Source organism: Mycolicibacterium lacusdiani (assembly GCF_021916785.1).
Classification (GTDB): Bacteria; Actinomycetota; Actinomycetes; order Mycobacteriales; family Mycobacteriaceae; genus Mycobacterium; species Mycobacterium lacusdiani.
Genome location: NZ_JAKCFC010000004.1, coordinates 538362 through 561162, shown reverse-complemented (window position 1 = coordinate 561162; position 22801 = coordinate 538362). Strand labels below are relative to the sequence as shown.

The window sequence follows — 22801 nt, the reverse complement described above, 5'->3', positions numbered from 1 at the left end:
TCTTATGGTCAACGGTGTTGACATAAGGGGGCGAGATGACGAAGCCGATTCGGCAGCCCGCTGCGGGCAAGCGGCGCAGGCGGACGCGCTCCGGGACCGACCTGTCCCGCGACGTATACATCGACTCGGCGGTGAACCTCATCGAGAAGCGCGGCGTGGGCGTGCTGAGCGCTCGCACGCTCGCCTCTGCCGTCGGGGCCGACCCGACGGCGCTCTACCGCTACTTCACCGGGATCGACGACGTCCTGCTCGCGGTCGCCGACCGGATGATCGGCATTGCGCTGGACCGCTGGACGCCCACGGACCACTGGCTCACCTCGCTGGCTGACCTGGCGAGGGCGCTGTACCGCGTGTATGCCAACGAATTCCCTCTCACCGGGACGGCGATCGCCACGCGAACGACCGGGCTCCCGAACGAGATACGCGCGGTCGAGATCACCATCGGACTGTTGCGCGACGGCGGGTTCGACGTGGAGACCGCGACGCGGTGGTTCCGCTCGCTATCGGATTTCCTGCTCGGTCAGGCGATGCTCGACGGCGCGTTCACCGCGCTACCGCAGCAGATCCAGGACGCCGACCACGACACGTGGCGCGCACTGCCCGACAGACTGACGCCCGATCACACGCCGCACGCCGAAGCCGCCGCCCCGCACCTGCGTTCGATGATGGTCGAGTCGTCGTTCGAGGCATCGCTGGAGCTGATCATGGCCGGCCTCGCCGCCATGGCCCGCGGCTCGAGCGACGGCGCCGCCTGAAAACACTTTTGCTCGAGCAGGGGTACCTGGCCCCGAAACCGGGTACTTCCGTGCCTGCACAGCGGAGCGGTTCCGCTGACCTACCTTCAGGAGTATGTCGTGATCGGAACAATCATCGGCGCCATCGTCGTCGGACTCATCGTGGGCGCCCTGGCCCGGCTGGTCATGCCAGGTAAGCAGAACATCGGTGTGGTGATGACCGTCCTGCTCGGTGCGGTCGGCTCGTTCCTGGGCACCTGGGTGGCCTACAAGCTGGGCTACTCGAACCAGAACGGCGGTTTCAAGATCATCCCGTTCCTGGTCGGGATCATCTTCGCCATCATCCTCATCGCCGGCTACCTCGGTATCACCGGCAAGCGCAGTAGCCGCGGTAACACCGTGCGGCGCTGAGCATCAGCTCCCACGAGACGTCGGCCACCCGCCCTGACGGGTGGTCGGACGTCCTGGTGATCGGCGGCGGCAACGCCGGGATCAGCGCTGCGGCGCGATTCCTTCGCAAGGGCGTCTCGAGCGTTGCCGTCGCCGAACCGCAGCTCGTCCACACCTACCGGCCGCTGCTGTCCTACGTCGGCGGCGGCCAAGCCGCGCTGCGGACCGCCGAGCGGACGCAGCGCTCGGTGACGCCCAAGGGCTGCACGTGGATTCAGGAATCTGCGGTCGCCGTCGACCCCGAGGCGCGCATGGTCACGTTCGCGTCGGGCCGGACGTGCGGGTACCGCGACCTCGTACTGGGCGCCGGCTTGGTGCCCGATGATGATGCGCTTCCCGGCATCGCCGAAGCGCTGCACAGCCCGGCCGTGGCGAGCAACTACCTCGACCATGCCGAGAAGACCTGGGACCTCGTCCGTGAGATGCGGTCGGGGCGAGCGGTCTTCACCGTTCCCCGAGCGCCGGTCAGCTGCACCGGAACCACCATCAAGCCGCTGTTCCTCGCTGCCGCGCACTGGAAGCGCGCCGGGCGCCTCGGCGACATCGACATCACCCTGATCGTCGACCGGGCCGGTCTCGTCGACGTGCCCGACCTCGACGACCGCCTGGGCCGCTGCCTCGACGACCTGAACGTCGAGGTGCTGCACCGCACCTCGGTCACCGCCGTCGATCCAGAACGGAACGAACTGACGGTCACGGGGCCGGACGGTGAACGACTCGTTCCCTACGACCTGCTGCACCTGGTTCCCCCGTTCCGAGGGCCGACGTGGCTCGCGGACTCGGGTCTCACCGACTCCGACCGGCACGGCGTCATCGACGTCGACCCCGGCACGTTCAGGCACCGCACCCACCCCGACGTCTGGGCGGTGGGCGACGGTGCCGGGGTCGATACGGACCCCTCCGGCGGGGCACTGCGCCGCCAGGTCAAGATCTTGGTGGGCAACGTGCTCGCTGCTCGATCGGGCCGATCGATGGACACCTACGACGGCTACACCGTCGCCCCGGTGGCGACCGACGCGCACCTGCTCATCGCGGGCGAGTTCGACCGCTCCGGCGAGGTGACGTCGTCGCTGCCCTCGTTCGTGGATCCGCTGAAGCCGAGGCGCGTCGCGTGGGCGTTCGACCGCTACGGCCTGCCCCAGACGTACTGGAACCTGATCCTGAAGGGCCGGGTCTAGATACCGGCTACTCGTCGTCGCGGTCTACCTCGGTGAGTTCCGGCGCCAATTCTCGAGTCGCCATGCCGCCCTCACGGCCGTGATCCACGGGCCCGGGCGGGTCGATCTTGGCCTCGTGTTCGTCGTGCGCTGAATCCTTCGGCATGAACTTTCTCCTTCGTCACCTCTGGTATTACCCTCGATCGACGTCCCTCAAAGACGAACGCGCCCTGACGTTTGCGGAGCCGCGGGCGTGGTACACCCCCGTCTCGCGATTTCCCGGACGTGCGGACGAACACCGAGAGTTCAGAAAGATGATCGATCAGTGACTGTAGAACCCAGCCCTGCCGACGAGTTGGCAGGGGTCTTCGCGCACCTGTCGGGGGTTCTCCTCACCGAGGAGACGGTCGCCAGTGCTCTCGACACCCTCACGTCCTTGGCCGCCGACACCATCCCCAACAGCATCGGCGCCGGCGTCAGCCTCCTGAGCGTCGACGGCAAGCGCACCACCTCGGCAGCTACCGATCCGTTGGTCGAGCGCCTCGACGACCTGCAGTACCAACTCGATCAGGGCCCCTGCTTGAGTTCGTGGCGGGAGCTGGCGGTGTTCCGCTCCGATGGGCGACCCGGTGAAGGACGTTGGCCTGCATGGGTTCCGCGTGCTCAGCAGCTGGGCATGCGGTCGTTCCTCAGCGCACCCCTGATCCACGCCGGCAAGGCCTACGGCGCCATGAAGGTGTACTCCACGCAGGTCGACGCCTTCGAGGAAGGAGATGAAGACCTGTTGCGCCGCTTCGGCGAGCAGGCAGCGATCTTCGTCGGGAACGTCCAGACCGTGGAGGCCGCGACGCGCCTCAGCGACGACCTGAAGCAGACGCTGCGCACCCGCGACATGGTCGCGATGGCGCGCGGCATGGTGATGGCGCGCGCTCGGGTGGGTCCCGAAGAGGCGTTCCGCCAGCTCATGACCGAATCGCACAGGGCCCGACGATCGTTGCGTGACGTAGCCGAATCGATCGTTGGTTCCTCGACGGATGAGTGATCGCGTGACCACACAGAACAGCCTGAACGCACGCTTCCAACGGGCACTCGAGGCGGCCGACCTGACCGTCGACGAACTGTGGCTCCGGTACTTCAGCATGGGCGGGGAAGCTGGACGCTTCGAACTCGATGCCTACCTCAATGGAGCCATCGCGTTGCCACCGATCCAGCACGACGTCGTGGCACACGTGATCAACGAACGACTCGACGAGATCGCCCCGCCTCGCGCGCCGTACAGCGACGACTTCATGCAGGCGGGCCTCGAAAGCCCGACCGAAAACGGGGATGAGCCATGAGGCACGGCTAGGTGCCGCGCGTCTCGATGACTCGTGCGGCGATCTCGACCAGCGGGGTGTTGCCCTCCTGCGACAGTCGCCGCAGCATGTCGAAGGCGCGCATGTCGTCGACGCCGTAGCGCTCCATGATGATGCCCTTGGCCTGGCCGATGCGGTCGCGGGTGGACAGCGCGGACTGCAACTGCTCACCCTGACGGTTCGACATGACTGCCGCGGCGGCGTGTGCGGCCAGTACCAGCCCGGTGGTCTCACGAGCGGAGTCCCATTCCGTCGGCTCGAATCCGAACAGGTTCAGCGCGCCCGCGGTCCGCTCATTGGTGTATAGGCGGAACGACATCCCGCTCAGCACACCGGCTTTCGCGACGGCGCCCGAGTAGGCCGGCCACCGGGTCTCTTCACGGAAGTCGTCGGTGCGAACCACGACATCGTCGAGTGCCGCTTCCATGCACGGCCCCTCCTGCAGGACGTCCTGCAGTTCGTCGAGTTCGTGCGGCAGGTCGGTGGTCCCGGCATGGGACTCGAACTTGCCGCCCTTGGTGATGAGCAGGATGCCTGCCGTGTCGACGCCGGGGATCAGCTCCACCGCGGCCTTGGTCACTTCGGCATAGATGTCCTCGGCCGAGCGGGGCGCCGCGACGGAGCGGGCCAGCTCGGCCATGCGCACGGCGAGATCCTGGCTAGTGGGCTCGGACATGAGTCGCAGGCTGCCCGCACTTCGCCATTCCAAACACCGCGACCGGTGACATCCGGGTAGCGCACGCCACAGGCGACACCGGAATCACGTCAAGATCACACTCGTTGAACCAGGCACGATGACCTCAGCCACCACGTCGACCACCCCGACCCTGTGGACCCCGGCCCGCGTCCTGGTGACCCGGTCGGCCGCCGAACTGCCCCACGGCGCCGAGATCGTGGCGCGGTGCGAGGCGGCAGGCGTCCCCGACATCCAATTGCTGTCGGGTGATCGGCTGCCGACGTCTCGCGGCGAGGACGACCGGGCCACCTACGCGCTGGCCAAGCGCACGCTGGCGGTCGTGGTCGCGCCCCCGTCGAAGCGGAAGCTGCAACCCATCCCGCCCAGCGCGGACTGGCGCATCGACCTCGCCGAGGGATGCCCCGGGCACTGCCAGTACTGCTACCTGGCCGGCTCGCTGTCGGGGCCGCCGATCACCCGCGTCTACGCCAACCTGCCGGAGATCCTCACGGAGATGGACGGGCACGTCGGCCGCGGCACCATCACGTCGGCATCCGATGACCGCGCCGACGAGGGCACCACCTTCGAGGCGTCCTGCTACACCGACCCCCTCGCACTGGAGCACCTCACGGGGTCGTTGTCGACGACGATCGCACACGTCGGCGAGCACGACTGGGCCTCCCCGGTCGGGCTGCGCTTCACGACCAAGTACGACAACGTCGCACCGCTGCTCGACCTGCCGCATCACGGCCGCACCCGGGTGCGGGTATCGGTGAACGCCGACGAGGTCGCGGGCCGATTCGAGGGCGGAACGGCACGGTTGCCCCGGCGCATCGCCGCGCTGCGCAGCCTGGCGCTGGCGGGCTACCGGGTGGGGCTCACCATCGCCCCGATCATGCCGGTCGCCGACTGGCGGGACGGTTACGGCCGGTTGCTCGCCGACGTCGCCGCCGCGGTGGCCGACGTCCCCGACCTCGATCTGACCGTCGAGTGCATCACGCACCGGTTCACGGCAGGCAGTAAGGACGTGCTGACGAGCTGGTATCCCCGCACCAAGCTGGAGATGGACGAAGCGTCGCGCACCAGGAAGTTCGGCAAGTACGGCACGGCCAAGTACGTCTATCCGAAGGACACGATGGCCGAGCTGAAGTCGTGGTTCGCAGCCGAGCTGGCCGCCACGCTGCCGGCCGCTCGGACGCTGTACTGGACCTGACCGGAGCGGGTCAGCCGCCGTGGGCGCTCAGCGACACGTCAGCGCTCGGCGCGGCAGCGGCGTTCATCACCAGCTGGTAGAGCGGTGCACCCCATGCGTGAGCGCCGCTGTCGGCGGGCGCGTAGGCGGTGTGGATCGCGAGGTCGGTCGCCGTCAGCTCGCTCGAGGCCGGGTCGTAGTCGCAGACCGGATCGCCCACGTCGCACACGCTGATCGTGCGTGCGCCGATGGTCGGGGGCAGCGGTGAGGTGTTTGCGTCGGCGAGGAACGAATGCTCCTGCGCTACGCCCTTGCCGATGCCCGGGGCCGCGGCAGCGGAACCCATCGGGATCGTGGTGTCGACGGGCAGCCGGTCGCCGTCGGCGACGAGCAGTGCCGCTGCGACGCGCGGGTCGTCGGCCAGGTCGTAGAGGTTGCGGTGGACGACCATCGCGCCCTGGCTGTAGCCGGCGAGCACGACCTTCGTGGTCGGGCACCGCTCGGTGAACGCCTCGAACTGTGCGGCGGTCGCTTCGGTGCCGACGTCGACGCTGTCGAGGAAGCCGAGCCAGCCGCCGATGCCGCCCTCGAGCGGGACAGGCGCCGCCGGGTACTGCACGGCCTCGGCCGTCATCGTGTAGCCGCTGGCAGCGAGTTCGGACTCGAGCTGCTCGTATGACTGGTAGATCACGTCGCCCATGCCGCCGTTGGCGCTGAGACCCGCGCCGTCGCGCTGGCCGGATCCTGCGGCGCCCATCCAGTGGAAGTCGGCACAACCGGCCGGTGCGGCGGGTGCGGCGGCGGCGGTGCCGGTGGCCAGCCCACCAAGGGCCAGGCCTGCCACGACGACGGCCATGCCAAGACGACGAATCACTTCGAGTTCCCTCCAACCCTGGCGGCAGGCGATGCTCATTGGCGCTGCCGCGTCAGACGGTTCATCGTCGACTTGCCGCTCTGGTGTTACAGGAGGTGTCTACCGTGGACTCGTGTCACCACGTGTCGCGGTCGTCGGAGCAGGTCTGTCGGGTGCGTCGTGCGCGCAGGCGTTGCTCGATCACGGCGTCGCGGTCGACCTGATCGAGCGGGGCAGGGCGCCGGGCGGGCGGATGGCGTCGCCCACCGTTCACGGGCGGCGGGTCGACGTGGGTGCGGCCTACTTCACCGCCAAGGAGCCCCTCTTCAGTGCCGTGGTCGAGGGGTGGGTGACCGACGGTCTGGCTCGGCCGTGGACCGACGCGTTCGACGTGTTCTCCTCCGACGGGCACCGCAGGTCGGAGGGGCCGACGCGCTACGCGACGCCCGACGGGCTCCGCTCGTTGGTGCGGGCGACGCTGCCCGACGAGATCCGCCTCACCACGGAGGTGGCCTCCCTCGACGAGCTGGATCACGACGCCGTGGTGCTGGCGATGCCCGATCCGCAAGCAGCGCGACTAGCACCCGACACCGCCGACTGGGTCGCCTACGAACCCGTCATCGCCGTCGCCGCCGGCTGGGACCGGCGCTGCTGGCCGATGCCGGATGCGGCGTTCGTCAACGACGATCCCGACGTCGCCTTCGTCGCCGACGACGGCTCACGGCGTGGCGACGGCGCTGCCGTGCTGGTCGCGCACACCACCGCCCAGCGTGCGCGGGCGCACCTCGACAACCCGTCCGACGCAGCGGCCCCGGTGATCGGGGCGCTCCGCCGGGCCTTGGGCGTCGACGTCGAACCGCAGTGGACGCACGCGCACCGCTGGCTCTACGCCAAACCGTCGGGCACGCACGGCGACGACGCCTTCGGGCTCACCTCGCGGGGCGGACGGCCCCTCGGCCTCTGCGGCGACTCCTGGTGTCCATCGGGTGCGCCGAGGGTCGAGTCGGCTTGGCTGTCGGGCCGGGCGTTGGGCGTCGAACTCGCGGCCCGGCTCCGCTAGCGAACCGTCAGCCGCGCTCGGCAGGCAACGGCGGTTGCTCGGCGGGCGCTGGTGGCTGTTCGCCGCGCGGGGGTGCCTGTTCGCCGCGCGGGGGTGGCGGCGGCGCTTGCTCGCCAGGTCCCTCCGGACCGCCGCGCCCACCCGGTCCCCCGGGTCCGTCCGGTCCACCCGGTCCACCAGGCCCCGCTGGCCCGCCCGGTCCGTGCGGCGCACCGGGTCCCCCCGGCGGCGGTGGCGGCACGGGCCGCTCGTCGCCGCCCCACCCTGGACCGTGCTGCGGGGCGGCAGGGATGGGGTCCGTTCCCACGGTCAGCGCCATCATCGGGTGCGCGTCGACCAGTACCCCGGTCCCGAAGCCGATGACGAGACCGGCGAGCGCCGTGCCGACTGCCACGCCGATGGGGTGACGCCGCGCCGGCTCGCGCACCGCCCTCCACCTGCTCTGCTGCGGCACAGGGGCCTGGTCCACCGGGCGTTGCTCGATCACCTCGGTGTCGTCACCGTCGCGGTTGAGGTTCGAATCATCCTGTGTGCGTACGTGTTCGGTCATGTTGCGCTCCCATCGTGTCGTGGTCCGATGAGGGCGACGCTAACCAGCCGTGATGAAGCCAACCTGAAGGCCAGGGCGTGCGACCCAATCTTCAGCTGGGCTTCAGGTGCGACACGACAGAATGGGGTCATGGCACCGGACGCAGACAGGTCGCCGGCGCGCGTTCTCGTCGTCGAGGACTCCGACGCCATCCGCGAGATGGTGGTCGAGGCGCTGACCGCCGCCGGCCACACGGCCCACGGCCTCGTCGACGGAACCGATTTCGAAGCCGCGCTCGACGGATACCGGCCCGATCTGGTGGTCCTCGACCTCATGCTGCCGGGCCGCGACGGCTTCGCCCTCGCCGAGGTGATCGGCGCCTGGGGAGACGCGGGCCTCATCATGCTGACCGCACGCGACGCGCTACCCGACCGGCTGCGCGGTCTCGACGGCGGCGCCGACGACTACGTGGTCAAGCCGTTCGAGCTGTCCGAACTCACGTCGCGGGTTGGCGCGGTGCTGCGGCGGCGCGGGCGCATCCCCGCCACCGTCACGATCGGCGATCTCCTCGTCGACCGAGGCGCAGGCGTCGCGACCCGCGCCGGTCAACCCCTCGACCTGACCGCCACCGAGTTCCGGTTGCTCGAGTACCTCCTCGATCAGCGGGGCCGGACGGTCAGCGCCGGGCAGATCCTCAACGCCGTCTGGGGTTACTCGTCGTACGACGACAACCTGATCCACGTCCACATCAGCAGTCTGCGCAAGAAGCTGGAGGCCCACGGCCCGCGCCTTGTCCACACCGCGCGTGGCATCGGCTACCGGTTGCAGGCGCAGCGGCCGTGACCGCGGACGGGGGCACGCTCACCCCGTCGCTGCGGCGGCGCGTCGTCATCGCGGTCCTCGGCCTGCTGACGGTGCTGCTCGTCCTCTTGGGCATCACGATCGACGTGTTGATCGGCGCTCAGGCCGGTCGGGATCTACACGACCGGTTGATGGCGAGTGCGTCCAGGGCCGATGCGCTCACCGAGGCAGGCGCCCCGCCGGCTCAACTGGCAGCAGAAGTCAACGGCGGCGGCATCCGGGCCCTGCTCGTCACGGCCGACGGCACCACCTACGGCGATCCGGGTCTCATCGCGAACCCGACGGGCGAACTCCCGCCACCGGTACCACCGCCGCGTGCGCCGCCGCCGCCTGGCGCGCCAGGCCCTCCCCCGCCACCACGTCCTCCCCGCGACGCCACCGCCACCGTGATCGAGCACCGCCTGACCGACGGCAGCCGCCTGGTGCTCGTGGCGGACACCACCGCCACCACGGCACTGCTGCGCCAGCTCCGGACGATCATGGTGGTCTCGGGCATCGCCGTGCTGGTGCTCGCGGCGGGTGCCTGCGCCGTGCTGGTGCACGCCGCCATGCGACCGTTGAACCGGCTCACCGACGTCGCGGAGTCGATCGCAGGCGGGGACCGGGGCCGGCGCCTGAACCCCGACCGGCCCACCACCGAACTTGGTCGCGCCGCAGCCGCTTTCGACACGATGGTGAACGCGCTGGAGTCCTCGGAGGCGAACGCACGGACGGCAGCGCTGACCGCCGCGCGAGCCGAGGAGTCCACGCGGCGCTTCCTCGCCGATGCCGCGCACGAACTACGCACGCCCGTCGCGGGCATCCATGCGGGCGCCGAGCAGATCGTCTCGGCGGCCAGCCAGGACGACGACACCGACTCCGCGCGTCAGCGCCATCGCGCCGAGTTGGTACTGGCCGAGGCCCGTCGCGCCGGTCGGCTGGTCGCCGACATGCTGGACCTGAGTCGCATCGATGCCGGTGTGCCGTTGGAACGTCAGGTGTGCGACCTGGTGTCGCTGGCCGAAGCCGAGCGTGCGCGAACGGCGATGCTGGCGCCCTCGGTCGAGGTGACGGTCACGGGCGTGCCGTCGCTGACGGTGTCAGCGGATCCCGTTCGGGTCGGCCAGATCCTGGCCAACGTTACCGACAACGCGCGCAGGCACACACCGCCCGGTGGCTCGATGGTGATCGACGTCGATGGCGACCGGTCGCATGCACGAATCACGATCACGGACAGTGGATCCGGTGTCGCCGACGGCGACCGCGACCGGATCTTCGAGCGACTGGTCCGTCTCGACGACGCGCGCGATCGGGACCGCGGCGGTGCCGGCCTCGGGCTGTCGATCGCGCGTGCGCACGGCGGCGAGCTGATGAACCTCCCGTGTGAGACGGGTGCCCGGTTCCGGCTGACCCTGCCCCGTTAGACGTGCCGATCTACCGCCAGGCGAACACAGGTTGTTCGAGTTCGTCGACGCGATCGGCGCGACCCTCGAGGCCCAGCCAGCGCAGTTGCAGGAGCACCGCACCCGTCGGCGCGTGGATGAGGTCGTTGCCGAGCGGGATCTGCACCACGGGGCGCGGGCTCTCGGGGATCGCAATGAATCTCGGTGAATCCTCGCGCTGCAGTTGGTGCAGGCCGATCCGATACACCGCTACCACTTCGGCGGGTGAGGGCCGCAGCTCCAGCCTGCCACCGCCCCAAACCACGACCGGGGTGATCACGTAGCCGGACCGCGTCGAGTAGTCGTCGAGCAGTCCGAGTACCGCGGATTCGGGCAGTCGTACGCCGACCTCCTCGTCGGTCTCGCGCAGCGCGGCCTCGATCGGCGTCTCGCCCGGGTCGATGCGTCCACCCGGCAGCGCCCACTGCGCGGAGTGGGCAGACAGGCGAGATGCTCGGCGGCAGAGCAGGAAAGCCGCACCTCCGGAGACCCCGACCATGCGCCCGTCGAGCCCGGCCTCCATCGGTCGGCCCGCAATCCAGTCGTCGACCGGCGCCGGGTCGACCCGGTCCTCGCCGAGTTCGGAGTCGACGATCACCACCGCGACGGCAGCGTGGCGCTTGGTGGGGTCGGTCACTACGCGGCGGTCGTGCGCCGCCAGGTTCGTCCGGAGCCGTTCGCGAAGCGCCTCGTCATAGGTGGTCGTCACCGCTCGACCATAGGCACGCGCCCTGGTGAACAGGTGCGGCGGCCACGTCCTTGACGTCGACTGTCACTTAGTGACACAGTGGTGCTGTCACTAAGTGACAGCGACCGGAAGGGAGTGCTCTCATCGACTCGGCAGCCACGACGAAACAGGCGCAGGCACGGCTCACCGTGTCGAGGCTCGCCTGCGCGCTGTTCTGGGAGCGTGGCGTCGCCGGTACGAGCGGCGACGACATCGCCGCCGCCGCCGGACTCTCCACCCGCACCATCTGGCGGTACTTCCGCACCAAGGAGAGCTGCGTCGAACCCGTGCTGGCCAAGACGACCGACCGGTTCATCGAGGTCCTCAACCGCTGGCCACTCGAACTGTCGCTGGGCGAACACATTTCGGCAGACGTCATCGCACATCCCATCTTCGGCGAAGACGTCCAGGACGAGATCGCAGGCATGCGGATCGCGACCATGACCGCCGACGAACCAGCCCTGCGCACCGCGTACCTGATGGTGCACGACCAACTCGAACGCGGCTTCGTCCCGGTCCTGGCGCGGCGGCTGCGACTGCCCGACGACGACCTGTCCGTCAGGTTGTGCGCGGCCGCCGTCACCGGGGCGTTCCGCGTGATCGACGAGGACGTGAGCCGGGCGGTCATCGTCGAGGGCCGCACCGTCACCCAGGCCGAGACACTCGCGCTCATCGATCAGGCCATCCGGGAAGCCACCAACGGCCGACTGGGAGGGCCCGTCATCCCGTAAACCGTTGACCCACAACCGAATGACTCACCCACCGACCACCGGGATGGAATCCCGGCGGCGAATACCCCATGCCACCACACGAAGGGACCATCATGGCACTGCCCGACCTCATCAGCGTCGAAGACCTGTTCAGCCCACCCGAGCGCGCGGCCGCGTCGATCTCACCCGACGGCAAGCGCATCGCCTACCTGGCACCGTGGCGCAACCGGCTCAACGTCTGGGTCACCGACGCCGAGTTCGACGCCGAACCGCGCTGCGTGACTGCCGACGAGAACCGCAGCATCATCATGTTCCAGTGGACGTCCGACCCGCGCTGGATGCTGTTCATGCAGGACACCAACGGTGACGAGAACTGGCACGTCCACCGCATCGACCTCGACGACCCAAACGCGGCCGCGGTGGACCTCACCCCCTACCCCGGCGTCCGCAGCGACTTCGAACAACCCCTTGGCATGCCGGGCCGGGCGATCGTGCACATGAACAAGCGCACCCCGGAACTGATGGACGCCTACGAACTCGACATAGCCACCGGGGAACTCACCATGCGTGCCGAGAACCCCGGCAACATCGTCAGCTGGATGAGCAGTCACGACGGCAAGCTGTTCGGCACGGCCATGACGGTCGACGGCGACCTCGAGATCTCCCAGTGGGACGAGTCGACCAGATCCATGCGGTTGATCGGGACCTACGACGGCAAGGACTACCCGCTCGGCATCTGGCCCGTCCAGGTGACCCCGGACGGCAGCGGCATTTGGATCGGCTCGAACCGGGACACCGACCGCACCCGGCTGGTCCGCATCGACGTCGCAACTGGAGAAGAGACCGAGGTCGACAGCCACCCGGAGTTCGACCTCGCAGGCCCGCTCGGACTGGCGGCACCCCTGATCCTCGACAATCGCTCCGGCGAGCTGCTGGGCGCTCGATACGTCGGCGAGCGCCAGGTGATCCACGCACTGGATCCGCGGTTCGCCGAGGTGCTCGCCAACGTCGAGAAGCTCGCCGAGGGTGACGTGACCGCGCTGCGCTCCGACGACGACGGACGGCGGTGGATCGTCAGCTTCAACCGCGACCGCGACCCCGGCGCCACCTACCTCTACGACCACGACACCGGGGAGAGCCGGCTGCTGTTCCGTCCGCTGCCGCACCTCGACCCCGACGCGCTGGCTCCGATGACGCCGGTGACCATCACCTCTCGCGACGGGCTGCCCCTGCACTCGTATCTGACGCTGCCGGTGGGTGTCGAGCCGGTCGGCTTGCCGATGGTCCTGCTCGTGCACGGCGGACCGTGGGCGCGCGATGCCTGGGGCTTCGCGGCCGAGGTGCAACTGCTCGCCAACCGCGGATATGCGGTGCTGCAGGTCAACTTCCGCGGTTCGACCGGATATGGGAAGGCCTTCGTCAAGGCTGCCGTCGGGGAGTTCGCAGGCAAGATGCACGACGACCTCATCGACGCCGTCGACTGGGCCGTCGCGCAGGGCTACGCCGACCGGGAGCGGGTGGCGATCTTCGGCGGCTCCTACGGCGGCTATGCCGCGCTGGTGGGCGTCACGTTCACCCCCGACGTCTTCGCAGCCGCGATCGACTACGTCGGCATCTCGAGCCTGGCCAACTTCATGCGGACGCTGCCGAACGTCGCGCGCCCGTTCCTGGCCAACAACTGGCACGCGTTCGTCGGCAATCCATCGGATCCCGAACAGGAGGCGGACATGCTGGCGCGTTCGCCCATCACCTACGTCGACCGGATCAAGACACCGCTGCTGGTCGTCCAGGGCGCCAACGACTCTCGCGTCGTGCAGGCCGAGTCCGACAACCTGGTCGCGGCGCTACGCGACCGCGGCGTCGAGGTCGAGTACATGGTCAAGGACGACGAGGGACACGGATTCCTCAACCCGGACAACCAGATCGACATGTATCACGCCGTGGAGCGCTTCCTCGCCGAGCATCTGGGCGGCAGGGCGGGTTGATGCGTGCGCGGCCGGGTGGCTAGCTCGCCCGGCCGCGCATCACCTCGTCGAGCACCACCGTCACGCGGAATCCGCAGAGCACGAGGATGTGCAGCAGGAACAGCCACAGTGCCAGCGCCGAGACCGCTCCGATGATCGGCAGGCCGCCGAATGGCGCCGACCACGGGATCGGGATCGCGAGGAACAGCACGAAGCCCTGCAGGAAACCGGCGAGGATCGCGCCCGTTCCGAAGGCGCCGATGAACAGCGGTTTGAGGCGGATGTGGCCGGGCCCGATCAGGCCGAAGACGCCGAGCAGGGCGGTCGAGACCGCGAGCCACACGACGTGGAAGGCCACCACCACACCCCACACCAGGGACCAGCCCGTGCCTGCGTACAGCGGACCGACGTACGGCGCCGACACCAGCACGGCGAAGACGAGCAAGGGGGCGACGGCCGCAACGCCGAGCAGGCCGGCCCGGCCGCGCCAGCCCGTCAACGTGTCCCGTGCCGCCGACATTTGGACGAACGCGCGGCGCAGGCCCTCGCCGTAGAGGCTGGCCGGGAACAGCACGATCAGTGCCTGCACCCAGGACATCGACAGCGCCACCGAGGTCAGCGTGCGCAGCGCCTCGGGGGTGCCGTGCCCCTGGGGTAGGCCGCTGATGCCCGCCTCCATGGCCGCGGTGACGGTGTCGTGGCCGGCGATCGCGCCGACCGCCCACAGCGACGCCAGCGCCAGTGGCACCAGGCCGATCACGCCGAAGTAGGTGGCGCCCGCCGCCCACAGCGCGAGGTCACTGCCCGGGAACGTCTTGCGGACTCCGGACGCCATGTCGCCGAGCCGACTCATCGCGCCTCCCCGTCGAAACCGCGGCCGTCCTGGCAGGCTGGCCACATGACCGACGACGCCGGATGGTCGGAGCTGCACGGCGGTGTCCAGCCGTCGCCGGTGGTGCGTGGGTGGCTGCGGCTGATCCGGGCGCTGACGTCGGGGCCCGTCACGCGGATACCGCCGGACGTGCTGTCGGCTGCCGGGGTGCTCGTGCTGGTGGGGGCGTGGGCCTGCGTCGCCGGCCTGGGCTGGCCCGGGCTGGTCGTGCCCCTGGTGCTCGCCGCCGGAATACTCGACGGGCTCGACGGCGCGGTGGCACTGCGCACCGGACGGGCCCGCCCGCTCGGCGCCGTCGTCGACTCCGTCGCCGACCGCCTCGGCGACGTCGCGCTGGGGGCAATCCTGTTCGCGCTCGGTGCGCCGCTGGGCTGGGTGCTGGCCGCCGTGGGGCTGGTGTTCCTGCTCGAGTACCTCCGCGCCCGTGCGCAGGCGGTCGGCATGCCCGGGGTCGGGGCGGTGACCGTGGCCGAGCGGCCGACGCGGCTCATCGTCGTCGCGATGGCCGCAGGTGGGGCGGCCGTGTTCCCGGCGGGCGTGCCGCCGATCGGGTGGGGGTGGGGCGTGTCGTTCGCCGTCACGTGGACCGCCGTCGGAGTCGTGGGAATGGGTCAGCTGCTGTACGGCGTCCGGCGCTCGATGCCCCCGGAGTTCCCGCCGGTCCGATGAGCCGGGCGACGATCTCCGCCGACATGAGCACCAGCGGGATGCCGCCGCCGGGATGGGCCGAGCCGCCGACGAGGTACAGGCCGGGGATCGGGCTGCGGTTCGCCGGGCGGCGCAGCGCCGCGTTCGGGCCGTGCGATGCCGTGCCGTAGATCGCCCCGCCGGGGGCGCCGGTGCGCCGTTGCAGGTCCGCGGGCGTGATGGTCTCGGTGAACCGGATTCGCGGCCGGACGTCGACGCCGCGGTCGGCGAGGACGTCGAGCACGTGGTCGGCGTAGTGCTCGCGAAGACCGGGCGCATCCCAGTCGACCCCTCGACCCGGGTCGTGGGCCGGCGCGTTCACCAGGACGAACCACCCCTCGGACTCGTCATCGGGTCGCAGCGCCGGGTCGTCGGGCGCGTGCACGTACACCGTGGGGTCGGCCACGGGCTCCGGCCTGCGCCCGAAGATCGCGTCGAACTCCGCGTCGTAGTCGTCAGGGAAGTAGACGCGGTGCGCGGGCCCCGGGCGTCGACCCGACAGACCGAGCATCAGGACGAAGCCGGCCATCGATCGCGGGGCTCGGCGCGGCTTACGCATGGCATTTGGCGGCAGCAGCCGTTCGTGCAGGACCGCGGCGTCGGCGTTGCAGACCACCACGTCGGCGTGGGCGTCGCGGCCGTCGACCCGGACGCCGCTGGCGCGCCCGCCCGACATCAAGACGGCCTCGACCTCGGTGCCGGTGTGGATCGCGACGCCGAGGTCGGTGCAGCGCGTGGCGACGGCGTCGACGATGCGGCGCAGCCCGCCGGGCACGTACCACGCACCGAACTCCTGCTCGACGAACGACGTCACCCCGAGGACCGCGGGCGTGCGGCGTGGATCCGAGCCGGAGTACGTCGCGTAGCGGTTCAGCCAGGTCCGCAGCCGCGGGTCGGGCAGCATCCGACGTCCGAGACGGTCGATGGTCAGCCACGGCGCGACCGCTAGGAGGTCGGCGGGACGCAGACTCATCCGGGCCAGCGCGGGCAGCGAAATGGGTTGACGCAGAATGGGTTCGCCGACCAGCTCCCACAGTCGGCGCGACCGGTCGTGCAGGCGCTGCCATGCCGCTCCCGCACCGGCGCCGAGCGCGTGGTCGAGCGCAGCAGGCACGTGCGCGGGATCGTGCGGCATCGCGAACTCGGTGCCGTCGGCGAAGCGGTACCCACACGCCGGGTCGACGGCCACCGGGTGCAGGCCGGACGGCCCGCCGGTCTCGGTGAAAAGCTGCTCGAGTACGTCGGGCACGGTGAGCAGCGACGGTCCGGTGTCGAAGGTGAAGCCGTCGCGCTGAAGCAGGCCGAGCTTGCCGCCGACCGTCGGGCCGCTCTCGTACACGGTGACGCGGTGGCCCGCCGCGGCGAGGCGGGCTGCGACGGCGAGACCGCCCAGGCCGGCGCCGATCACGATCGCCTCGCTCGCACGCTCGCTCACAACCCCCGCCCCTTCCACTCCAGCGTCCCCCGCACCCGTCCGACCCACGACGAGACAAGAAGCCCCAGCAGCGCCAGCACGGAGAGGGGATGGGCGGCGGCATCTCCGAAGGCGCTCCACCCTGGTCGGCCGCACCACCTCGCGGCGGCCACCCGGCCCACCACGGCGGCGGCGTACCCCAGCGCGCCCACGGCGGAGCCCGTCACCGCAGCCGCGGCGGGCACGACGTAGACGACGGTCAGCGCGGTTCCCACCGCGACGGCGCCGGCGGGTGACCCGAACGCGGCCCACAGCGACTTGCGATAGCCCTGACCGAGGTCGCGTCCGGTGGCGTACATGCGGCAGGTCGCGAGATCAGCGCCGTCTGCGACACCGGTGCTACCCCCACTCGCGCGCACGGCCCTGGCCAGCCCGATGTCGTCGAGCACCTCGCCGGACACCGCCTGCCATCCGCCTGCCCGCGCCAGGGCCTCGGCGTCGACGAGCAGGAACTGACCGTTCGCGACCGCCATCGACGGCCGCCGCGACCCCTCGGCGACGCGCAGCGGGAGGGTGGTGAGCCACGACCACGCCAGCAGCGGCTGCACCAGCCGTCCGACGAGGCCCGCGGTGACCTGCCGCGGCCACGGACACAGCAGATCCAACGGCCTGGGACCGCGGAGCACGGCGATCGCGGCAGCGACCGCGTCGGGCGAGAGGACCACGTCGGCGTCGACGTAGACCAGGGTGTCGCCGCGTGCCGCCGCGGCGAGCTGGGCGCAGGCGTTCGGCTTGCCGAGCGCACCCGCCGCAGGCTGAGCGCCCGCGAGCACTCGCAGCCGGGGGTCGGACCCGGCCTCGGCGCGCACTGCGCCGGCGGTCCCGTCGGTCGAGCAGTCGTCGAGCACCAGGATCTCGGCATCGGCCAGTCCGCGCTGGTCGAGCAGGGATCGGATGGTGGGCCCGATGCGGTGCGCCTCGTTGCGAGCGGGCACCAGCAGCGAGACGGCCGTCGTCACGGGCGGCGGGTCCGCAGGCGGCCGGCGCAGCAGGCGCTGATTGACGAGCTGATGGGCGGTGCCGATGCAGGCGAGGGTCGAGCCGGCGGCCACGGCGGCGCGTAGGGTTTTCAACAAGCGCGCATCGGGCACCTGCAAACTCTACGGAGTCTCGCCCCGCCGCACAGTCGGCGGGCACGGGCGTCGGCTTACAAGTTCCTCGACGCTGGAGGTATCACGCATGGCGTTCGCCGTGCCCGAAGCGCCCGTGCGCTCCATGCACGCGGCGGTCTGGACGCTGGTCGCTGCTGCGATCCTCGTCCAGATCGCGTACCCCCTGATGCCCGAGGCGTGGCGCACCGAGGTGACCGTCACCAGCGTGGTCGTCTTCTTCCTCGCCGCCGTCGCCGACGCCGCCCGGGTGCACGGACTCGGAGGCGCCGCCGCCTTGGTCGCCGTGGCGGGCGGCGGCGGTCTGGCGGCCGAGTCGATCGGCGTCGCGACGGGTTGGCCGTTCGGGCAGTACGCCTACACCGGCACGCTCGGCGCGGAGATCATCGGCGTGCCCGTCGTGGTCCCGATGGCCTGGGTCATGATGGCGTGGCCGGCCCTCATCGTGGCTCGAACCCTCGCCACGCGGGGTCCCGCCGTGGTCGCGGTCGGAGCGGCGGCGCTGACCGCGTGGGACGTGTTCCTCGACCCGCAGATGGTGGCGGCCGGGCACTGGACGTGGTTTCACCCCGAGCCGGGGCTTCCCCTGATCCCGGGCATTCCGCTGACCAACTACCTCGGCTGGCTGGTGGTGTCGGCCGTGGTGATGACGATCCTCAACGGTGCACTCCCCCGCACCGATGGTCCCTCTGCTCCCGCGGCCGCGCTCTACCTGTGGGTCTACTTCTCCTCGGTGCTCGCCCACGCGGTCTTCTTCGGCCTGCCCGGATCCGCGGTGACCGGCGGTGTCCTGATGGGCGCCATCGCCATCCCGTTCGCCTTGACCCTTGCCCGCCGACGCGGGCGTACTTACCAGGGAGGTACCTCGTGAGCGATCCGATGACCAGTCGCGCTGCGCCGTTCCGCATGCGGCCGCGCCGCCTCGTGACGCCCGATCCGATGCTGCCGCACGACGTCCCGCCGGGTTCGGAGGCGGTGATCGTCGGCGGCGGCATCGCAGGCGTCTCGGCTGCGGTGGTGCTGGCCGAGCGTGGCGTGCGGGTGACTGTGCTCGAGGCGGCCGACCACCTCGGCGGGCGGCTCGGTGCGTGGCCCGAACGCCTGCCCGACGGCACCGAGCAGAACATCGAGCACGGCTTCCACGCGTTCTTCCGGCACTACTACACGTGGCGGTCGATCCTGCGGCGCGCCGACGCGGACCTGTCGTTCCTGGCGCCGGTGCAGAGCTACCCCGTGATCTCAGCGGACTGGCCGCCGGAGGACCTGTCGGGCCTGCCGGCCGCGCCGCCGCTGAATCTCCTTGCGCTGGCGCTGCGGTCGAAGAGCCTGTCGAGGCACGACTTCGTCAACGCCAACCCCGATTCGGGACGCGCCCTGCTCGCCTACGACCGCGCCACGACGACGGCCGAACTCGACGACGTCGACGCCGCCACCTTCCTCGATGGACTCGGCATGAGCGCACGCACGCGCACCATGCTGTTCGAGGCGTTCGCCAGGTCGTTCTTCTGCAACCAAGGTCAGTTGTCGGCCGCCGAACTGGTGGCGATGTTCCACTACTACTTCCTCGGCAACCCCGAGGGCATCGGCTTCGACGTGCCGTCGACCGACCACGCGACGGCGATCTGGAACCCGTTGCGGGAAAACCTGCTTCGCCACGGCGGCGACGTCCGGACCGGTACGCGCGTCACATCGGTGGCGCCGACCGAAACCGGTTGGCACGTCGACACCAGTGCAGGCAGGCTGGCCACCCGGCATCTGATCGTGGCGCTCGACCCCGGGGCGCTGCGGTCGATGATCGCCGCATCCCCGGAGACCGCCGCGGCAGCGCCGCTGCTGGCTCAGCGCTGCGAGAGCCTGCGGGTGGCACCGCCGTTCGCGGTGAGCAGGTACTGGCTGGACCGCGACGTCGCCGCCGAGCGCGCCCCGTTCAGCGCGGTGAGCGGCCAGCCCAACCTCGATTCCATAGCGGTGTACTCACGCCTGGAGGAGCCCAGCGAGCAGTGGGCGCGCGCCACCGGCGGTTCGGTGATCGAATTGCATTCCTACTCTTGCAGTCTCGACGATGCCGACACCGCGTCGAAGGCGATGTTCGACGAGTTGGCGGTCCTGTGGCCCGAGGTCACCGGCGCGACGGTGCTGCACCGCCACGACCGCCTCGAGGCGACGGCGCCGGCGTTCCCGCCGGGGTCGGCCGGGACGCGGCCGGGCGTGCGGACCGACGCCCGCGGGTTGCGCCTGGCCGGGGACTTCATCGAACTCCCCTATCTCTCCGGGCTGATGGAGCGCTCGTCGATGTCGGGCACCCTCGCGGCCAACGACGTGCTCGCAGAACTCGGCGCCGCGGCGGAGCCCATCATGGGCGTGCCGCAGCGCGGCCTGCTGGCGGGCGTGCCGAAGATCGGCAAGGCGAGCCGTCAACCCCTTGGCGCCACCAAGGCGTGAGCCGAGGAGTCGACGGCGAGTTCGTCGGCGATCGCGACCACCAGACCGCCCAGCATGAAGGCGACGATCGCGGCGACGAGTGCGCCGGTGCTCAGCGACGGAATGAAGCGCCGCGCCCCCGTCGGCGTGCCGCTTGCGTGGTGGTACTCGTGGGTGAGCGCATGCCCCTTGCCACGCTGCAGTAGGTAGCGGTTGACCGGGTAGGCGGCGAAGAAGGCCGCGGTCAGCGCGATCGCCATGCCCACCCAGAACACGACGTTGACGAGGCCGGCGTTCATCGCACCCGGGATCAGCGCCATGACGGCGTTGTCGACGATCTCCATGGTGAGGATGGACAGCGTGTCGGCGGCCAGCACCACGCGCAGCGCCGCGCCAACCGCCAGGCCCGCCTTCAGCAGCGGCAGCGTCGACAGTGTGTAACCGAACGAGAACGCCAGGGCGACGGCCAACGCGATCGTCGCGACGTTGCTCAGGCCGAGCGCCGTTCCGATGAGTAGTCCGACGATCTCGCCGATCGCGCAGCCGGTGAGGCAGTGCAGCGTCGCGCTGAGAGCCATGGCATTCGTGCTGCCGCCCATGTGGTGATGCTCGTGTCCGGCGTGTTGATCGTGGTGCTGATCGTGATGCGACGGAGTGGTCACGATGCGACGTCCTTTCCGTTGGTTCGTATACCCCCTGGGGGTATACGGGACGGTACGCCCGTTCCGCGACTCGCACAAGTGCGCTCCTTGCAAACGCACGAAGGCCTGACGGACGCCGTTTGTACGGGAAGCACGCGGGAATCCCGCCCGCGTTGTTCGACTTGCCGGCCGCGGGGGCGCCGTTGCACTAACGAAAGGCTGCACCCGTGGAAGACGCACTGAAGGACATGTGGAGGTCGGTGGCGACGTTCGCCCCGAAACTGGCCGCCTTCATTCTCATACTCGTCATCGGCATCATCGTCGCCAAGCTGTTTGCGAAGGCCGTCGACAAGATCCTCGAACGCGTGGGCTTCGACCGCGCGGTGGAGCGCGGAGGCGTCCGAAAGGCGCTCGCCCGCAGCGACTACGACGCGAGCACGATCGTCTCCAAGCTCGTCTACTACGCACTGCTGCTGTTCGTCCTGCAGCTGGCGTTCGGCGTGTTCGGCCAGAATCCGATCAGCGATCTGCTGTCGGGCGTCATCGCGTTCCTGCCCAAGCTCGTCGTCGCGCTCATCATCGTCGTCGTCGCGTCGGCGATCGCGGCGGCCGTACGGGATCTGGTGTCGAATGCGTTGAGCGGCCTGTCCTATGGCCGCATGCTCGCCAATCTCGCCAGCATCTTCATCCTCGGCCTCGGCATCATCGCCGCGCTGAATCAGGTGGGCATCGCACTGACCGTGACGCTGCCGGTGCTCGTGGCGATCCTCGCCACCATCGGCGGCATCCTCGTCGTCGGCGTGGGTGGCGGTCTGATCAAGCCGATGCAGCAGCGGTGGGAGAACTACCTCGACAAGGTCGAGGAGGAGGGCCGCAACGTCAGGCAGCAGCTGGCCGACCGGAAGTCCAGCGGGCCGCCTCAGCCCGCCGACCAGTCCCGCTACGGAACTCCGGGCGGCTACCCGCAGAGCGGCCCACCGCAGTACGGCCAGGACCAGCCACCCCAGCAGTACACCGCGCCGTCGCCGCAGCTGCCTCAGGGCGGCCCGCAGACGGCGCCGTACCAGCCCAACCCCTATGGCCCGCAACATGGCCAGCCGGGGCCGTACGGCGGCCAGGACCCGTATCAGGGCGGCGGCCAGGGCGGATACGGCCAGCCGGGCTACGGTTCCAACCCCGGCAGCACCAATCCCGGCGGCTTCGGCGGACCGTCAGACCCCAACCGACGCTGAACGTGGCCCCGCCGACATGACGAAGCCACGCCGGTGGTGAGGACCACCGGCGTGGCTGTCGTCTCGCAGTTCGGTTAGCCGCCGGCGCCGACGCAGAAGCCCGGCACGCACGCACCGGCACCGCCAGGTCCGGCCTGGGCACCCGCACCCGGCACCGAGGCACCGGCACCGCCGGGACCTGCCTGCGCACCCGCACCCGGAACCACGGCACCCGCGCCATCCGGACCGGCCTGCGCACCCGCACCCGGCACGAAGGCGCCTGCACCCTCGGGACCGGCCACCGCACCCGCACCTGGGACCGCGGCACCGGCGCCACCCGGACCCGCTTGCGCACCTGCCCCCGGGACCGCCGCACCGGCGCCACCCGGACCGGCCACCGCACCCGCACCTGGGACCGCGGCACCGGCGCCACCCGGACCCGCTTGCGCACCTGCCCCCGGGACCGCCGCACCGGCGCCACCCGGACCGGCCACCGCGCAGCCCGTGCCTTCGGGGTCGATGCACCCGGCGGGCCCACCGGCCACGTAGGAAGCCCCCGGTGCGACGCCGGCAGTGCTGCCGACCGTCACCGCCCCGACCATCGGCCCCGCCGCGAGCAACGCGGAGGCAGCACCGGTCAGGACCATTCCCGTAATTCGTGATTTCGTGATCATGAG

25 protein-coding genes are annotated in these 22801 nt (G+C 70.4%); 15 read left to right on the top strand and 10 right to left on the bottom strand.

The annotated features are described in order from the left end of the window. Positions 1–35 precede the first annotated feature (35 nt). From LOK44_RS16365 to LOK44_RS16355, 3 genes are all read left to right on the top strand, one after another. Positions 36–755: a TetR/AcrR family transcriptional regulator gene (locus tag LOK44_RS16365; protein WP_237571124.1), complete on the top strand. Its 720-nt coding sequence runs from the start codon at positions 36–38 to the stop codon at positions 753–755. Between the two features lie 99 nt (positions 756–854). Beyond that, complete coding sequence (locus LOK44_RS16360; protein ID WP_237571123.1) at positions 855–1145, top strand: GlsB/YeaQ/YmgE family stress response membrane protein; 291 nt, start codon at positions 855–857, stop codon at positions 1143–1145. Between the two features lie 56 nt (positions 1146–1201). Further along, positions 1202–2362, top strand: coding sequence for an NAD(P)/FAD-dependent oxidoreductase (locus LOK44_RS16355; RefSeq protein ID WP_237571121.1), 1161 nt, complete (start codon positions 1202–1204; stop codon positions 2360–2362). A 7-nt stretch (positions 2363–2369) separates the two neighbouring features. Here the strand turns inward: LOK44_RS16355 and LOK44_RS16350 are convergent, their stop codons facing one another. Next, complete coding sequence (locus LOK44_RS16350) at positions 2370–2507, bottom strand: hypothetical protein (RefSeq protein WP_237571120.1); 138 nt, start codon at positions 2505–2507, stop codon at positions 2370–2372. A gap of 159 nt (positions 2508–2666) precedes the next feature. Here LOK44_RS16350 and LOK44_RS16345 point away from each other — a divergent pair, with 159 nt between their 5' ends. After that, a complete protein-coding gene (locus tag LOK44_RS16345; RefSeq protein WP_237571118.1) occupies positions 2667–3383 on the top strand; it encodes a GAF and ANTAR domain-containing protein in 717 nt (238 codons plus the stop codon). Positions 3384–3387: 4 nt separating this feature from the next. Further along, entirely contained in the window at positions 3388–3678 is a 291-nt protein-coding gene (locus tag LOK44_RS16340) for a hypothetical protein (protein ID WP_237571117.1), read from the top strand. A gap of 7 nt (positions 3679–3685) precedes the next feature. On the opposite strand, the gene LOK44_RS16335 is transcribed toward LOK44_RS16340, so the two are convergent. After that, the gene (locus LOK44_RS16335) at positions 3686–4372 is read right to left on the bottom strand and encodes a GAF and ANTAR domain-containing protein (RefSeq protein WP_237571116.1); all 687 of its coding nucleotides are present in this window, start codon (positions 4370–4372) and stop codon (positions 3686–3688) included. Positions 4373–4490: 118 nt separating this feature from the next. Between LOK44_RS16335 and LOK44_RS16330 the strand changes: the two genes are divergently transcribed. Further along, the gene (locus tag LOK44_RS16330; protein ID WP_237571115.1) at positions 4491–5585 is read left to right on the top strand and encodes a spore photoproduct lyase family protein; all 1095 of its coding nucleotides are present in this window, start codon (positions 4491–4493) and stop codon (positions 5583–5585) included. A 10-nt stretch (positions 5586–5595) separates the two neighbouring features. On the opposite strand, the gene LOK44_RS16325 is transcribed toward LOK44_RS16330, so the two are convergent. Further along, positions 5596–6438: a cutinase family protein gene (locus LOK44_RS16325; RefSeq protein ID WP_237571114.1), complete on the bottom strand. Its 843-nt coding sequence runs from the start codon at positions 6436–6438 to the stop codon at positions 5596–5598. Positions 6439–6550: 112 nt separating this feature from the next. Here LOK44_RS16325 and LOK44_RS16320 point away from each other — a divergent pair, with 112 nt between their 5' ends. Beyond that, a complete protein-coding gene (locus tag LOK44_RS16320; protein ID WP_237571112.1) occupies positions 6551–7477 on the top strand; it encodes an NAD(P)/FAD-dependent oxidoreductase in 927 nt (308 codons plus the stop codon). A 7-nt stretch (positions 7478–7484) separates the two neighbouring features. On the opposite strand, the gene LOK44_RS16315 is transcribed toward LOK44_RS16320, so the two are convergent. Beyond that, positions 7485–8027, bottom strand: coding sequence for a hypothetical protein (locus LOK44_RS16315; RefSeq protein ID WP_237571111.1), 543 nt, complete (start codon positions 8025–8027; stop codon positions 7485–7487). A 129-nt stretch (positions 8028–8156) separates the two neighbouring features. On the opposite strand from LOK44_RS16315, the gene LOK44_RS16310 reads away from it, so the two are divergent. Continuing rightward, complete coding sequence (locus LOK44_RS16310) at positions 8157–8849, top strand: response regulator transcription factor (RefSeq protein ID WP_237571109.1); 693 nt, start codon at positions 8157–8159, stop codon at positions 8847–8849. After that, on the top strand, positions 8846–10270 hold the full coding sequence (locus tag LOK44_RS16305) for a sensor histidine kinase (RefSeq protein WP_237571107.1): 1425 nt from the start codon (positions 8846–8848) through the stop codon (positions 10268–10270). The genes LOK44_RS16310 and LOK44_RS16305 overlap by 4 nt, the downstream gene beginning before the upstream one ends. A 10-nt stretch (positions 10271–10280) precedes the next feature. Here LOK44_RS16305 and LOK44_RS16300 read toward each other — a convergent pair whose 3' ends face one another. Then, entirely contained in the window at positions 10281–10997 is a 717-nt protein-coding gene (locus tag LOK44_RS16300; protein WP_237571106.1) for an NUDIX hydrolase, read from the bottom strand. 167 nt (positions 10998–11164) lie between these two features. Between LOK44_RS16300 and LOK44_RS16295 the strand changes: the two genes are divergently transcribed. Then, positions 11165–11746: a TetR/AcrR family transcriptional regulator gene (locus LOK44_RS16295; RefSeq protein ID WP_237571105.1), complete on the top strand. Its 582-nt coding sequence runs from the start codon at positions 11165–11167 to the stop codon at positions 11744–11746. 92 nt (positions 11747–11838) lie between these two features. Further along, a complete protein-coding gene (locus LOK44_RS16290; RefSeq protein WP_237571103.1) occupies positions 11839–13710 on the top strand; it encodes a S9 family peptidase in 1872 nt (623 codons plus the stop codon). 19 nt (positions 13711–13729) lie between these two features. On the opposite strand, the gene LOK44_RS16285 is transcribed toward LOK44_RS16290, so the two are convergent. Next, the gene (locus tag LOK44_RS16285) at positions 13730–14542 is read right to left on the bottom strand and encodes a YhjD/YihY/BrkB family envelope integrity protein (RefSeq protein WP_237571102.1); all 813 of its coding nucleotides are present in this window, start codon (positions 14540–14542) and stop codon (positions 13730–13732) included. A 45-nt stretch (positions 14543–14587) separates the two neighbouring features. On the opposite strand from LOK44_RS16285, the gene LOK44_RS16280 reads away from it, so the two are divergent. Further along, on the top strand, positions 14588–15250 hold the full coding sequence (locus LOK44_RS16280) for a CDP-alcohol phosphatidyltransferase family protein (RefSeq protein ID WP_237571101.1): 663 nt from the start codon (positions 14588–14590) through the stop codon (positions 15248–15250). Here LOK44_RS16280 and LOK44_RS16275 read toward each other — a convergent pair. Further along, the gene (locus LOK44_RS16275) at positions 15159–16703 is read right to left on the bottom strand and encodes a phytoene desaturase family protein (RefSeq protein WP_237571100.1); all 1545 of its coding nucleotides are present in this window, start codon (positions 16701–16703) and stop codon (positions 15159–15161) included. The two genes, LOK44_RS16280 and LOK44_RS16275, sit on opposite strands and share 92 nt — an antisense overlap. Continuing rightward, positions 16700–17833, bottom strand: coding sequence for a glycosyltransferase family 2 protein (locus LOK44_RS16270; RefSeq protein WP_237571098.1), 1134 nt, complete (start codon positions 17831–17833; stop codon positions 16700–16702). The genes LOK44_RS16275 and LOK44_RS16270 overlap by 4 nt, the downstream gene beginning before the upstream one ends. An 88-nt stretch (positions 17834–17921) precedes the next feature. On the opposite strand from LOK44_RS16270, the gene LOK44_RS16265 reads away from it, so the two are divergent. Together LOK44_RS16265 and LOK44_RS16260 are read left to right on the top strand one after the other, a co-directional pair. After that, the gene (locus LOK44_RS16265) at positions 17922–18722 is read left to right on the top strand and encodes a carotenoid biosynthesis protein (protein WP_237571097.1); all 801 of its coding nucleotides are present in this window, start codon (positions 17922–17924) and stop codon (positions 18720–18722) included. Then, entirely contained in the window at positions 18719–20293 is a 1575-nt protein-coding gene (locus tag LOK44_RS16260; protein WP_308192755.1) for an FAD-dependent oxidoreductase, read from the top strand. Before LOK44_RS16265 ends, LOK44_RS16260 begins: the two co-directional genes overlap by 4 nt. Here LOK44_RS16260 and LOK44_RS16255 read toward each other — a convergent pair. Then, positions 20266–20934: a DUF4396 domain-containing protein gene (locus LOK44_RS16255; protein WP_237571095.1), complete on the bottom strand. Its 669-nt coding sequence runs from the start codon at positions 20932–20934 to the stop codon at positions 20266–20268. The two genes, LOK44_RS16260 and LOK44_RS16255, sit on opposite strands and share 28 nt — an antisense overlap. A gap of 206 nt (positions 20935–21140) precedes the next feature. Between LOK44_RS16255 and LOK44_RS16250 the strand changes: the two genes are divergently transcribed. Further along, positions 21141–22145, top strand: a complete 1005-nt coding sequence (locus LOK44_RS16250; protein WP_237571094.1) for a mechanosensitive ion channel family protein — start codon at positions 21141–21143, stop codon at positions 22143–22145. Positions 22146–22219: 74 nt separating this feature from the next. Here LOK44_RS16250 and LOK44_RS16245 read toward each other — a convergent pair whose 3' ends face one another. Then, positions 22220–22798, bottom strand: coding sequence for a hypothetical protein (locus tag LOK44_RS16245; RefSeq protein WP_237571204.1), 579 nt, complete (start codon positions 22796–22798; stop codon positions 22220–22222). Positions 22799–22801 lie beyond the last annotated feature (3 nt).

Coding starts and splice junctions, on each gene's coding strand:
- LOK44_RS16330 (WP_237571115.1), top strand. CDS start 4,491: ATGACCTCAGCCACCACGTCGACCACCCCGACCCTGTGGACCCCGGCC.
- LOK44_RS16290 (WP_237571103.1), top strand. CDS start 11,839: ATGGCACTGCCCGACCTCATCAGCGTCGAAGACCTGTTCAGCCCACCC.
- LOK44_RS16280 (WP_237571101.1), top strand. CDS start 14,588: ATGACCGACGACGCCGGATGGTCGGAGCTGCACGGCGGTGTCCAGCCG.
- LOK44_RS16245 (WP_237571204.1), bottom strand. CDS start 22,798: ATGATCACGAAATCACGAATTACGGGAATGGTCCTGACCGGTGCTGCC.
- LOK44_RS16285 (WP_237571102.1), bottom strand. CDS start 14,542: ATGAGTCGGCTCGGCGACATGGCGTCCGGAGTCCGCAAGACGTTCCCG.
- LOK44_RS16335 (WP_237571116.1), bottom strand. CDS start 4,372: ATGTCCGAGCCCACTAGCCAGGATCTCGCCGTGCGCATGGCCGAGCTG.
- LOK44_RS16365 (WP_237571124.1), top strand. CDS start 36: ATGACGAAGCCGATTCGGCAGCCCGCTGCGGGCAAGCGGCGCAGGCGG.
- LOK44_RS16265 (WP_237571097.1), top strand. CDS start 17,922: ATGGCGTTCGCCGTGCCCGAAGCGCCCGTGCGCTCCATGCACGCGGCG.
- LOK44_RS16310 (WP_237571109.1), top strand. CDS start 8,157: ATGGCACCGGACGCAGACAGGTCGCCGGCGCGCGTTCTCGTCGTCGAG.
- LOK44_RS16350 (WP_237571120.1), bottom strand. CDS start 2,507: ATGCCGAAGGATTCAGCGCACGACGAACACGAGGCCAAGATCGACCCG.
- LOK44_RS16315 (WP_237571111.1), bottom strand. CDS start 8,027: ATGACCGAACACGTACGCACACAGGATGATTCGAACCTCAACCGCGAC.